The sequence below is a fragment of the Salinisphaera sp. SPP-AMP-43 genome (assembly GCF_049568105.1).
GTDB lineage: Bacteria > Pseudomonadota > Gammaproteobacteria > Nevskiales > Salinisphaeraceae > Salinisphaera.
Genome location: NZ_CP145335.1, coordinates 2847978 through 2861032 on the forward strand (window position 1 = coordinate 2847978; position 13055 = coordinate 2861032).

Consider the following 13055-nt stretch of genomic DNA (forward strand, 5'->3'; position numbering starts at 1 on the left):
CACCGGCCGACGAACGCCCGCGTATCTTGATGATCGTTCGCATATTAGCCAGAGCACAGCGATTGCAAGCTACAACTTTTGTTGTATTTTTGTTTTCGTTTTCGAACTTTAAAGTTTTATTCCGAACATGAGGCGGCCCTGCTATGAGCTCTGCGCAAACATATGATCTGATCGTGGTCGGTGGCGGCATCAACGGTGCCGGCATTGCACGAGACGCCGTCGGACGCGGCTTGTCGGTGCTGCTGTGCGAAGCCGACGATCTGGCCAGTCATACCTCATCGGCCTCGACCAAGCTGATCCACGGCGGCCTTCGCTATCTCGAACAATACGAATTCAAGCTGGTCGCCAAAGCGCTGTCCGAGCGCGAAGTACTACTCAACGCCGCCCCCCATATCATCTGGCCGCTGCGCTTCATCCTGCCGCACCAGAAACACCTGCGCCCGGCCTGGATGATTCGCACTGGCTTGTTTCTCTACGATCATCTGGGCGGGCGGCAGACGCTGGCCGGCTCCAAGGGTGTGACGTTCAACGATCATCCGGCCGGCGCCCCGCTGAAATCCGAGTTCGCCAAAGGCTTCGTCTATTCCGACGCCTGGGTTCAGGACGCTCGCTTGGTCGTACTCAACTGTATGGATGCGGCCAATCGCGGCGCCACCATCCTGACCCGCACCCGCTGCGAAAGTGCTAAACGCAGCAACGATGGCTGGCAGGTCACGCTCAAGACCGAGAACGGCGAAACCATCGAGGCCAAGGCACGCGGGCTGGCCAATGCCGCTGGTCCCTGGGCGGTGCGGTTTCTGGATGACGTCACGAACATGGACCATCAGTACGCGCTGCGGCTGATCAAAGGCAGCCATATCGTGGTCGACAAACTGTTCGATCACGACTATGCGTATATCTTTCAACAGCCCGACGGCCGCATCGTGTTCGCGATCCCCTATGAACAGGATTTCACCCTGATCGGCACTACCGACGTCGAACACCAAGGCGCGCCGGGCAAGGTCGCCATCGAAGACGACGAGATCCGCTACCTCTGCGAATCCGCCAATCGCTATTTCGAGCAGTCGATCGCGCCCAAGGATGTGGTCTGGAGTTATTCCGGCGTACGGCCGTTGCTCGACGACCGCGAGGACAACGCCAGCGAGATCACCCGCGACTACCGGATCCAGCTGGATACCGAAGCCGCGCCCTTGCTCAACGTATTCGGCGGCAAGCTGACCACCTACCGCCGGCTAGCCGAGGATGCGGTCGACCAGATCGCCCCCTCGCTGGGAAATCAGGCCAAGGCCTGGACCGGCCAGGGCCACCCCCTGCCCGGCGGCGAACAGTCCAAGCCCCAGCATCTGTTCGAATCGCTGCAGCAAAGCCACCCGTTCATCCCGCTCGGCATGGCCAATCGGCTGGTCTTCAACTACGGCACGCGGGTCGAGACGATCGTCGGCGACGCTCAAAGCCTGGACGATCTGGGCGAGCATTTCGGGGCCGATCTATATGCGGCCGAAGTCGATTATCTCTGCAAACACGAATGGGCCTGCACCGCCGAGGATATCCTCTGGCGCCGCTCCAAACTTGGCCTGCGCTTGAGCGATGACGAAAAACACCGGCTTGCCGAATATCTCGAGCAAGCCATCCAGGAACCGGTCCGAGAGATGGCAGGCTCATCATGAGTGCGGCTATCCCCGTCCGCCTGCCTAGGCTTGCCGCCGGCCCGAGTGGGCCGTCGGCCTGTACACAGGCCAAGCCGAAGGCGGGCGGCGCCATCACGATAGCCACGCCAGGATAGCCAGCGACCGGCGACCGGGACCCGACCGTATGTTTCCAGCGCACTTCCGCCGTCATGGCGGAAGCGGCGCGCCACGACCTATTTCAATCAATATACCTACGGCTAAAGAACTTCATGGGAATTATAGAAACGATCCTGGTCCATGAGATCGCTGGCACGGCTTTTCTGACCCTGCTCGGCTGCGGCGTGGTCGCGAACGTGGCCCTCAACAAAACCGGCGGTCACGGCAGCGACCCGATCGTCATCTTCTTCGGCTGGGGCCTGGCGGTCTACGGCGGCGTATGGGTGGCCTACGATACCGGCGCTCATTTGAACCCGGCGGTGACTCTGGCCCTGCTGATTGGGCCAGCCAAGGAATATGCTTCCGGCATTCCGATCACGTTCGCCACCACAGTCGCCTATTTCTTCGCCGAAATGGTCGGTGGCTTTCTGGGAGCCGTGGCCTGTTATCTGGCCTATAAGAAACAGTATGACGACACCGAAGACGGCGCGACCAAGCTGGCGACGTTCTCGACCGGGCCCACCATCAAATCCTATGGCTGGAACCTGGTGACCGAAATTATCGGGACGTTCGTTTTGATTTTTGTCATCATCATGTTCGGAAACACACCGAACCAACTGGGGCCACTCGCGGTCGCTCTGCTCGTGGTATCGATCGGCGCCTCGCTCGGCGGCCCCACCGGATATGCCATCAACCCGGCGCGTGATCTCGGCCCACGAATCGCCCATGCCGTTCTTCCGATCAAAAACAAGGGCTCGAGCAACTGGGCCTATGCATGGGTGCCGGTGATCGGTCCGATCATCGGCAGTGCCCTCGCAGCGCTGGCCGTGTACGTCTATTGACCGGCCGAGAGCATCCAATCTTTCCGCACAGACGATAGTGAGTGAACGCCAATGAGTGACGAAAAAAAATACATTCTCGCGATCGACCAGGGCACGACCAGCTCGCGCTCGATGTTGTTCGATCACGATGGCCAGATCGCCGGCGTTGCCCAGCGCGAGTTCGAGCAGATCTTCCCCCGTCCGGGCTGGGTCGAGCACAATCCGCGCGAGATCATGACCAGCGTGCTAACCACGCTGACCGAAGTGATCAACAACACCCAGGTTGATGTATCCGAGATCGCTGGCATCGGCATCACTAACCAGCGTGAGACTACGGTGGTCTGGGACAAGCACACCGGCCAGCCGATCTACAACGCCATCGTCTGGCAATCGCGTCACTCGGCTGAAATCTGCGATCAGCTGCGCGAAGCCGGCCATGCGGATATGATCCGCGACAAGACCGGCCTGGTGATCGACGCCTATTTCTCGGGCACCAAGCTGAAGTGGATCTTCGACAACGTCGAAGGCGCCAAGGAAAAAGCCGACAACGGCGATCTGCTGTTCGGTACCGTCGACTCCTGGCTGATCTGGAACCTGACCGGCGGCGAAGTACATGTGACCGATGTCACCAATGCCTCGCGGACCATGATGTTCGATATCCGCGAGCGTCGCTGGGATCCGGAGCTGCTAGAACTGTTCGGCGTGCCCGAATCGATGCTGCCGGAGGTCAAGTCGTCCAGCGAAGTCTATGGCTATGTACTGCCGAAATACTTCTTCGGCAACGAGCTACCAATCGCAGGCATCGCCGGCGATCAGCAGGCCGCCCTGTTCGGCCAGGCCTGCTACTCCCCGGGCATGGCCAAGAACACCTATGGCACCGGCTGCTTCACGCTGATGAATACCGGCACCGAGGCCACGGTCTCGGAAAACGGGCTGCTGACCACGATCGCCTGGGAAGTCGACGGGCAGATGGAATATGCCCTCGAAGGCGCGGTGTTCGTCGCCGGCTCGGTCATCCAGTGGCTGCGTGACGGCCTGCGCATGCTGGGCAAGTCCTCGGACTCGGAAGCCTATGCCGAGCGCGCCGGCGACAACGACGGCGTCTACCTGGTACCCGCCTTTACCGGCCTGGGCGCGCCGTATTGGAATTCCAATGTCCGCGGTGCGATGTTCGGGCTGTCGCGCGGCACCACCAAGGAACATTTCATTCGCGCAGCCGTGGAATCCATGGCCTATCAAAGTGCGGATGTATTGCGGGCCATGCAGGCCGACGCCGATCTGCAGCTGACCGAACTGCGGACCGACGGCGGCGCGATCAACAACGATTTCCTGGCCCAGTTCCAAGCGGACATCCTGGGCGTGGATGTGCTGCGCAGCCAGGTCAGCGAGACCACGGCCCTGGGTGCAGCCTATCTCGCCGGGCTGGCGCTCGGCTTCTGGGAATCGCGCGAACAAATCGCCGAGCAGTGGGCGATCGAGCGTCGTTTCGAGCCGAACATGAACGCCGAAAAGCGCGACGAGCTCTACGCCGGCTGGCAGCGCGCGGTCGAGGCCACGATGGGCTTCCGCGTGGACTCCTAGTCGCCACGTACAGCCTGCCGGGCAAGCCCCGTCGGCCCCTGGTCGGCGGGGCTTTTTTATGGGTGCGAAGACAACTCTCCGCGCGCGATGGTTGCCACCCGCCACAGGTGTGGCACCGACCGCTACGGCCGGTTTTGCAGCAGCCGGCAGCGCCGGCGTGCAAGCGTTGGCGGGTTCGCCGAGCGCGCTATATCGCCGGGGCACGATTTGCGCTATGACTTGGTAACCGAGGCATGCGGCGCGGCTTAGCGTGATCCGCGTATGCGTCGTGGGATCGACAACGATATCAATGAGGAGAGTCGTTATGTGTGCAATCGCAGCCGCCGAGGTCGAACTCACCCCCGGCGTACGTCAGTTCATCGACACACCGCGCCAGATCCTGATCGACGGCCGCTGGGTCGCCGCCGAATCCGGCGAAACCTTCGATGTCTACAACCCTGCCACCGACGAGGTCATCGCCCGGGCCCAGTCCGCGGCCAAAGCCGACGTCGATAAAGCCGTGGCCGCGGCCCGCAAGGCCTTCGACGATGGGCCGTGGACCCGCATGTCGCCCGCCGAGCGTGGCCGTATCGTATGGCGGATCGGCGATCTGATCATGGATCATGCCGAGGAACTCGCCCAGCTCGAAGCGCTGGACAACGGCAAGCCGATCGCCATCGCCCGCGCCGCGGATATCCCGCTGGCTGCCGAACTGTTCCAGTACATGGCCGGCTGGGCGACCAAGCTCAACGGCGAGCAGATCGGCCTGACCGTCCCCTATGCGCCCGGCGCCGAGTGGCATGCCTATACGCGGCGCGAACCGGTCGGCGTCTGTGGCCAGATTATCCCCTGGAACTTCCCGCTTTTGATGGCGGCCTGGAAACTCGGCCCGGCCCTGGCCTGTGGCAACACGGTGGTCATGAAGCTGGCCGAGGAAACCCCGCTATCCGGCTTGAAGCTCGCCGAAATCATGCAGGAGGCCGGCGTGCCCGACGGCGTAGTCAATATGCTCACCGGTTTCGGCGAGCAAGCCGGCGCACCGATCGCCGCTCATCCGCAGGTCGACAAGATCGCCTTCACCGGCTCGACCGAGGTCGGGCGCCTGATCGTCAACGCCGCCGAAGGCAACCTGAAGAAGGTCTCCCTGGAGCTGGGCGGCAAATCGCCGAACATCGTGCTCGACGACGCCGATCTCGACAAGGCGATCCCCGGCGCGGCGAATGCGATCTTTTTCAATCACGGCCAGTGTTGTGCTGCCGGCTCGCGGCTGTTCATCCACGAAAAAGTCTATGATCAGGTGGTCGAAGGCGTGGCCGAATACGCCCACAACATCAAGCTCGGCCCCGGCCTCGACCCAGAAACCCAGATGGGCCCCTTAGTCTCTCGCACCCAACTCGAACGGGTCACCGGCTATCTCGACGCTGGCAAACAACAAGGCGCCCGAGCGGCGGCTGGCGGCGAACGCGGCGAAGGCAGCGGCTATTTCGTTAAACCGACGGTACTGGTCGATATCTCCGACGAGATGAGTGTTTATCAGGAAGAGATCTTTGGCCCAGTGGTCGCCGCGACCAAGTTCTCGAACGTCGATGCCGATCTCATCAAACGCGCCAACGACACCGTCTTCGGTCTTGCCTCCGGCGTTTGGACCCAGGATATCGGCAGGGCCCATCGGCTGGCCGCCCGGCTGCGGGCTGGTACGGTCTGGGTGAACTGCTACAACATCTTCGATGCTGCCCTGCCCTTTGGCGGCTTCAAGCAGTCCGGCTGGGGCCGCGAAATGGGCGAGCAGGTCCTGAACAATTACACCGAAACCAAGGCCGTAGCGATCTCTTTGTAGCCGGCCCGCGACCGTTGCAATGACCGGCCCTGCGGGGCCGGTTTTCAAGCCCACGAAGATCAGGAAATCGGCGTTTTTCGAGATCGCGGGCGCTTTTATCTGCGGTTCGGGTTATATTCGCGGCATCAGCCTATCGAGATCGACAGCGCTATAGGCTGGCCACATCGCAGTTCCCAGGGCTTGACGTCGTCGTCATAGTAGGTGGTGAGGGGTCGCATTCGCAGGCGAGCTACCGATCACTCGCTAAAAAAACAGCCTCACTATCGAACGCCTCTACAACCGATCGGTTGCACCTCCTACCGCGGGGCGCCCGCGCTGCTCCATACCACCTCGTTTTTATTTTTAAGTCCATACGTCGACAACGGATGTATGTCGACGGGAGACGATATGCATAAAGATTTCGCGGTTCACGTCGTGGATGACGATCCCGGCGTACGAGAATCAATCAAAACCCTGGTCTCGACGGCCGGTTTCCGTGTCTACAGCTATTCGAGCGGCACAGCCTTTCTCGAGCGCTGCCAATCTGCCCGGGGCTGCGCCCTGGTCGATCTGCGGCTGGGCGATATGACCGGTATCGAGCTACAAAAATCCCTTATCGCTCGCCAGGCGAGCGTGGATGTGATTCTGGTCAGCGCCTTTGGCGATATCGGGCGGGCCGTCGAAGCCATGCGGCTGGGCGCGGTCGACTTCATCGAAAAACCATTCGACCCGGACCTCATGCTCGACAAACTCGGCAAGCTCGCCCGAACCAACGACATCAGCCACCAACTACAACGCGATGCCCGCCAGCATGCTGCCTTGATCGACACCCTCACACCACGCGAAAAACAGGTGATGCGCGGCATCGTCGAGGGCCGAGCCAATAAACAGGTGGCCGGCGATCTCGGCATTAGTGCACGCACAGTCGAAACGCATCGCGTTCATATCATGCAGAAAATGCAGGCCGACTCACTGGCGCACCTGGTCCGTCTGTGGCTGGTATCGGCTCGGCAGCAACCGGAACAAGAACTGCCGGCAGTCAGCTGACGAGCTGGCTCTACGACCGGGCTCGGGGCCATTCGCCCAGGCGTTGTCGATCAGATTTATTGATATGTCGTTCGAGCGCTGCGTTGGCCTCGAGCCGGGCGTGCGCCATCAACCGGGCCGCCCAGCGCCCCGGTCAATCTTTCAACGACCTAACCCTTCTTGCGCAACAGCAATAGCTGTCTAGGACGGTCGCCCAATATTGGAATGCGCCGATGTGCGGCTCGAGCCGACGTCGATGAGGTTGTCCCCCGGCCACCAGTACGGCTCGTACGCATAGGGAATATCGAGCAGCTGCAGGCCGCCGGCTAGCATGGAGGTAAAAAAGAAAAAACGCCGAGGCTTACCATTGGTCGGCTGCGGATACAGCTCGATGATACGGCGCGTGATGCGCGTATCGTATGCATACAGATCCGCGTCGTAATGTCCGACGATCAAACCACGCATCAGCAGTGCTCCGAATAGCGTGGCCTCTTTGACCAGCAAGTGACGGGCGTCGTCGCCGCAGGCCACGGGCAAATCAGCGTTACCATCGAACAGATCGGCATTTTCTGGGTCCCGGACCCAGCCCTTGATTTCGTGCCAATAGCCGTTTTCCGAATCCGATCGAATGAGGTACTTCATTAGTCGTCACTCAGTTCGAACCGATCTCGTCCGGCCGGGCAACGTGCCGAATGCCGACGGACAGGCCAGGCCGTATTCGGCGCCCGATCCGCCTCAGTCCGCTGCGCCCTAGCCCCAACGGCTGAACGACCGTTGGCTCGAATATCGGCTCGTATATGTCACTCATCTTGTTATTACTTATAACAAATAAGCAACTATACGTCTGGTCGACGATCGTCGCGACGGGTATGCCTCCTGGCCGCTGACGGCCCGCTACGAAAACGGGGCCGCGCACGGCCCCGCTCGCCCCCGTCCGACAGATTCAACTCAAATGATGGGTTTCCTGTCGTTCATAAACCGGTGTGGCGATACCTTCCATGCGCGCCTTGAGCTGCAAGGCCAGATAGTGCGAATAATGACGCGACTGCGCCAGATTACCGCCGTGAAACCACAGCCCCTCCTGCTGGGTCGGCTTCCACATGTTGCGCTGCTCGCCTTCCCAGGGGCCAGGATCCTTGGGCGTATCCGATCCCAGGCCCCAGACCTTGCCGACCTTATCTGCCACGTCCTGCGAAATGAGATCGGCAGCCCAGCCGTTCATCGAACCATAGCCGGTGGCATAGATAACCACGTCCGCCGGCAGCTCGCGACCGTCCTTGAGTACGACGCTGTCCTCGGTGAGGCGCTCGACGTCCGAGCCGCTGGCCAGCTTGATCTTGCCGTCGATGATCAGCTGCGAAGCCCCAACGTCGATGTAATAGCCCGAGGCACGGCGTAGATACTTCATGAACAGGCCGGAGTCGTCCGGGCCGAAATCAAGCATGAAGCCGGCATCTTCGAGCTGCCGATAGAATTCGGCATCTTCTTCGCGGATGGCATCGAACGCCGGCTTCTGGAAATCGGCCATGATGGCGTAGGGGATCGAGGCAAACAGCAGATCCGCTTTTTCGGTGGTAATGCCGTTGGCCACGGCTTCCTCCGAATACAGCGGCCCGAGTGCATGCTTCATCAGCGACTCCGAACGCGAGATATGCGTGGACGAACGCTGGACCATAGTGACGTCCACGCCGTGCTCGGCCAGGGCTGCACAGATGTCGTGTGACGAATTATTAGAGCCGATAACCACGACCTTCTTGCCTTCCATGCCATCCGGCCCGGGATGCTCAGAGGAATGCTGCTGGAGACCCTGAAAGCGATCTTGGCCGGCGATTTCGGGCACGTTCGGCTTGGCCGACATGCCGGTGGCGAGCACCAGCTGCTTCGGCTGCAGCGTGATCTCCTCGCCGTTTCTATCGACAACTACGGTCCAGCTCTGGGTGCTGTCGTCGTAGCTGGCGCGCTTGGCTTTGGTCGAGCCCCAGTAGTTCAGCTCCATAACCTTGGTGTACATTTCCAGCCAATCGCCGACCTTGTCCTTGGGCGAAAACACCGGCCAGTTATCGGGAAACTTGATATACGGCAGATGGTCGTACCAAACCGGATCGTGCAGGCACAGCGATTTGTAGCGCTTGCGCCAAGAGTCCCCCGGGCGCTCGTTTTTCTCGACGATCAACGCCGGCACGCCGTGCTGGCGCAGCCGTGCCGCCAAGGCGATACCGCCCTGTCCGCCGCCGATGATCAGGACATACGGCTGGGTGGAGACCCCAAGTTCGGCCAGCTCGGCTTCGCGTTCCTCAGCCCAGGTCGGCTCGCCCTGGTGCGCGCCGTGTTTGGCCCCGAACGGGCGATCACGCCCTAACGGTTCCTCATAGCCTTTCAGCTCGTGCATCGTGGTCAACAGCGTCCAGATCAGACCGTCCTTAAGACGAACATAGCCGTAGCCGCGGGCCACGGCGGTATCGAATTCGATAAAGCCTTCGGTGACGCCGTTTTCATGCGCCGGTTCTTGGCGGTCATCGACCGTCCAGTCGCCCGGACGCACCTCGGCGAGTCGATGTTCGAGCATGTCGCGGATCTGATCCTTACCCTCGACCGTCTTGAGGTTCCAGGTGAACACGACCAGATCGCGCCAGTAGCAGTCCTCGGTGAACAACTCCAGCGCATCGTCGATATTGCGGTTGGCCAAGGCCCGGTTGAGGGCCGATAGTACGTTCTGAATCTTAGTGCCTGCGGCAGTGTCGAGCATGGGTTCTCCTCCGTTGTGCATGCGCGGCTTCAGGCCGCGTTCTTGAGATCAATCAGGATTTTGAGCTGGTCGCCTGCCGGGTCCATGAGAGCGTCGAAACCGCTGCCCACGGCATCGTCTAGGGTCACCGTCTTGGTCACGATGTGCTCGGCCGGAATTTGGCCGGACTCGATCAGGCGCGCCACCCGCGGCCAGTAATGGGTGGGATAGGCCCAGGAGCCGCGTACGTCTACGTCCTTGAAGGTCACGTCGAACCAGTTCAGCGGGTTTTCGCCGGGGTGCAGCCCGGTCTGCACGATCACCCCGGCCTTGCGTACGGCATCCAGCCCGGTTTTTAAGGCATGTTCGTTGCCGGCGCATTCGATGGCGATATCACAGCCGACATGGCCCTCGGTGGCGTCGCGGATCGCATCGCCCACGTTGTGTTGGGTCGGGTTGAGCGCGATCACGCCGGGCACTGCCTGTTCGGCAAGCCGCAGACGGGTTGCGTTGACATCGGATACGAACAGCTGGGTCGCGCCGGCTGCGCGGGCAGCCATCAAGGCCAGAATCCCGATCGGCCCGGCGCCAGTGACGAGCACGCTGTCGCCAGCCGCCACCCCACCCCGATCGCATGAATAGACTGCGACCGCGGTGGGCTCGATCAGCGCGGCCTGGCGGTCGGTCAACGTATCCGGAATCACCTGTACGTTGTAATCGTTGACCAGCGCAGCCTCGGCCATGCCACCGGACTGCCAGCCCAACCCCACCAGCGTCAGCTGTGGGCTCAGATGGAACAGGCCGCGCTCGGCGTAATAGTCGCCCACCCGCGGCATCAGCAGCGGCTGGATCGAGACCCGATCACCGGCCTTCGCATGGCTGACGTTGCGGCCGACGGCCGTCACCACCCCGCCGAACTCGTGGCCCAGAATCTGTGGCGCCGTGGCGCCGGTATAGGGATGCGGTGTGGTGGGTACGAATACCGGCCCATACGCATACTCATGCAGGTCGGTCCCACAGATACCGGCAAAGCGGTTGGCGACCACCACCTGATCCGGCCCGGGCTCGCCCGGCGGATCCACCTCTTCAATACGCAGATCGCCAGCTGCGTGAAAACGCAGTGCCTTCATATTGTCTCCTCGCTGTTCGCTCTCGTTTTGCCGCAGTCTTTCGCGCCGCGGTCTGTGCCGGTCTGGCGCAAACAGCGTGCCGATCATCAAAGCACTATTATTTCAATAACTTGCTAATAACCTCCGGGCCCATGCCCGAGGCCGTTGCCACACTCGCTGCCACAGCTGTGGCAGCGTCGCAGCTGGCACGCTAGTGAGCACGCAGGCGCTTGAGGCGACGATGCACGGTCGTACGGTCCACACCGAGACGACGCGCAAGTTCGGAGACATTGCCGTTGCAATCGGCCAGCTGAGCTTCAAGACCCACGGGGTGCGCAGCAGCGATCTCCTCAGGCAAATCATCGGCTTCGATCAGCGGTGGCTCGCACAGCGCGGCCGCCACCGCGAGCGCATTGCGTAGCTCGCGGACGTTGCCCGGCCAGGCATGGGCTGCGAGCTGGCGATACGCGTTCGTGGACAGCCGGTAGCGCTCACCGTGCTCGCGGCCGATTTCATCCAGTACCGCCTGGGTCAGTATTTCGAAGTCGATACGTTCGCGCAGCGGCGGCAGCTTCAACACTGCAGCGTTCAGCCGGTAATAGAGATCCTCGCGAAACGCGCCGTAGGCCACACGCTCGGCCAATGGCGCATGGGTCGCCGAGATGAGATGCATCGCTACCGGGCGCGACTCGAGCGCCCCGACCGGAGTCACGCAGCGTTCGGCTAGTACGCGCAACAAGCGACTCTGCAGGGCCAGCGGCATATCGCCGATCTCATCCAGAAACAACGTGCCGCCGTGGGCGGCCTCGATCAGCCCACGCTTGCCGGCCCGGGCGGCCCCAGTGAAAGCATTCGGGGCATAGCCGAACAGTTCCGACTCGATCAGATGCTCGGGGATCGCGGCACAATTGACGGCCACGAACGGGCCCGGATTCGAGCGTGCGTTGTGCACCGCGCGTGCCATCACTTCCTTGCCGGTGCCGGTTTCACCTTGGATCAGTACCGGTAGATCGCGCGCAGCAAAGCGTGCCGCACGCCGGGCCAGCCGGCACATGTCGGGATCCTCACCCGCCAATCGAGCCAGTGATTCGGGCAGTGCGTCGCTCGGCTGCGACGCGGGGCCTGGGTGTATCACGCGCGGCCTGGGTTGGGCCGGCGGCTCGGCACTGGCAAACAGCTGCGGCTGGCCGTTGGCAAACACAATGCGATCCCGCGCGGGTTGGCCGCGCATGTACTGGGGCAGCGCATCGGCATCCAAATCGAACAGCGATTCGATCGAACGCCCGATCAGGGCAGAGCCCTGTGCTTCGGCAAGGCCGATCCGGGCCGACAGTGCACCGAAAGCGGCATGCGTGAGGCCGCGGATCATGCCCGCGCCGTCCACCGCGATCGCGGCCTCCGGATCACTATCGATGAAATCCGGCGCGCGCGACAGCCGCAGCAGCCAGTGGCCCTCGCAGCGACTCATTAGATTGGCCAGCTCAACCCGCCGCGCGGTAGCAATGACCAGATGACGCGCCAGCTGCTGGCTCGAGCGTGGCACTGCCGAGCGCAGTTGCGAAATATCCACCACCGCGACCAGTTCGCCCAGCGTGTCGAATACGGGCGCCGCCGAACAGGTCAGGCCGATATGCGCGGCATCGAAATGATCGTCCTGGTGCACCGTGATCGGGCGCTGGGCGACCAGTGCCGCCCCGACTGCGCAGGTGCCCGCTCGGGCTTCCTGCCAGTCGGACCCCAGATACAGCCCGGCGTCGCGCAGCGCCGGGTCGAGCTTGGGATTGCGATAATGGGCCACCGAAATACCGCGCGCATCGGACAGCAGCAGCACATAATCGTGCCCGGCGACCTGCTCGTAGAGATGTTCCAGCGCCGAAGAGCTGATCCGAATCAACTCCTCGGCCTGTTGCTGATGCTCGCGCAGCACCGGCGCGGTCACGATATGAGCCTGGCCGCGCTGGCTTGGATCCAGTCGGTAATCGTTGAGGCATCGCAGCCAGGAATGGCGTACCAAATCATCACGGACCGAGGGCTGGCCGGCCGCAACACGCTCAATCTCGCGCAGATGTTCGGTAATCGAAGTCATCGTCGCTTGATCGTGACATGCCCAAGCCGCTGCCAGACAGCCGACGATCGTCTAGCTTTTACAGCCCGGCGAGGCCTGCGTATTCAGCGCGCTGGCAGCGACATCACAGCCTGCCTGCCTGCCGGTCT

Annotated in this window: 9 protein-coding genes; 5 read left to right on the forward strand and 4 right to left on the reverse strand. The window is 61.9% G+C overall.

The window, feature by feature from the left end; all coding sequences use genetic code 11:
* The first annotated feature begins 143 nt into the window (after positions 1–143).
* From glpD to V5738_RS12265, 5 genes are all read left to right on the forward strand, one after another.
* Positions 144–1667, forward strand: coding sequence for a glycerol-3-phosphate dehydrogenase (gene glpD, locus V5738_RS12245; protein WP_423821087.1), 1524 nt, complete (start codon positions 144–146; stop codon positions 1665–1667).
* Positions 1668–1897: 230 nt separating this feature from the next.
* Positions 1898–2626 carry an MIP/aquaporin family protein gene (locus tag V5738_RS12250; RefSeq protein WP_423821088.1) on the forward strand — a complete coding sequence of 243 codons (729 nt, stop codon included), beginning with the start codon at positions 1898–1900 and terminating at the stop codon, positions 2624–2626.
* Between the two features lie 51 nt (positions 2627–2677).
* A complete protein-coding gene (gene glpK, locus V5738_RS12255) occupies positions 2678–4186 on the forward strand; it encodes a glycerol kinase GlpK (RefSeq protein WP_423821089.1) in 1509 nt (502 codons plus the stop codon).
* A gap of 304 nt (positions 4187–4490) precedes the next feature.
* On the forward strand, positions 4491–6002 hold the full coding sequence (locus V5738_RS12260) for an aldehyde dehydrogenase family protein (RefSeq protein WP_423821090.1): 1512 nt from the start codon (positions 4491–4493) through the stop codon (positions 6000–6002).
* Positions 6003–6389: 387 nt separating this feature from the next.
* Entirely contained in the window at positions 6390–7028 is a 639-nt protein-coding gene (locus V5738_RS12265) for a response regulator transcription factor (protein WP_423821091.1), read from the forward strand.
* A 180-nt stretch (positions 7029–7208) separates the two neighbouring features.
* Here the strand turns inward: V5738_RS12265 and V5738_RS12270 are convergent, their stop codons facing one another.
* The 4 genes from V5738_RS12270 to V5738_RS12285 all read right to left on the reverse strand — a co-directional run bounded on the left by V5738_RS12270 (position 7209) and on the right by V5738_RS12285 (position 12927).
* A complete protein-coding gene (locus tag V5738_RS12270) occupies positions 7209–7649 on the reverse strand; it encodes a hypothetical protein (RefSeq protein ID WP_423821092.1) in 441 nt (146 codons plus the stop codon).
* A gap of 301 nt (positions 7650–7950) precedes the next feature.
* Positions 7951–9753, reverse strand: coding sequence for an NAD(P)-binding domain-containing protein (locus V5738_RS12275; RefSeq protein WP_423821093.1), 1803 nt, complete (start codon positions 9751–9753; stop codon positions 7951–7953).
* Positions 9754–9782: 29 nt separating this feature from the next.
* Positions 9783–10862: a 2,3-butanediol dehydrogenase gene (locus tag V5738_RS12280; RefSeq protein ID WP_423821094.1), complete on the reverse strand. Its 1080-nt coding sequence runs from the start codon at positions 10860–10862 to the stop codon at positions 9783–9785.
* 190 nt (positions 10863–11052) lie between these two features.
* The gene (locus V5738_RS12285; protein ID WP_423821095.1) at positions 11053–12927 is read right to left on the reverse strand and encodes a sigma-54-dependent Fis family transcriptional regulator; all 1875 of its coding nucleotides are present in this window, start codon (positions 12925–12927) and stop codon (positions 11053–11055) included.
* Positions 12928–13055: the final 128 nt, after the last annotated feature.

Excerpts from the sequence above, each read along its gene's own strand:
- V5738_RS12280 (WP_423821094.1), bottom strand. The coding sequence starts at position 10,862 with ATGAAGGCACTGCGTTTTCACGCAGCTGGCGATCTGCGTATTGAAGAG.
- V5738_RS12250 (WP_423821088.1), top strand. The coding sequence starts at position 1,898 with ATGGGAATTATAGAAACGATCCTGGTCCATGAGATCGCTGGCACGGCT.
- V5738_RS12260 (WP_423821090.1), top strand. The coding sequence starts at position 4,491 with ATGTGTGCAATCGCAGCCGCCGAGGTCGAACTCACCCCCGGCGTACGT.
- V5738_RS12270 (WP_423821092.1), bottom strand. The coding sequence starts at position 7,649 with ATGAAGTACCTCATTCGATCGGATTCGGAAAACGGCTATTGGCACGAA.
- V5738_RS12265 (WP_423821091.1), top strand. The coding sequence starts at position 6,390 with ATGCATAAAGATTTCGCGGTTCACGTCGTGGATGACGATCCCGGCGTA.
- V5738_RS12285 (WP_423821095.1), bottom strand. The coding sequence starts at position 12,927 with ATGACTTCGATTACCGAACATCTGCGCGAGATTGAGCGTGTTGCGGCC.
- glpK (WP_423821089.1), top strand. The coding sequence starts at position 2,678 with ATGAGTGACGAAAAAAAATACATTCTCGCGATCGACCAGGGCACGACC.
- V5738_RS12275 (WP_423821093.1), bottom strand. The coding sequence starts at position 9,753 with ATGCTCGACACTGCCGCAGGCACTAAGATTCAGAACGTACTATCGGCC.
- glpD (WP_423821087.1), top strand. The coding sequence starts at position 144 with ATGAGCTCTGCGCAAACATATGATCTGATCGTGGTCGGTGGCGGCATC.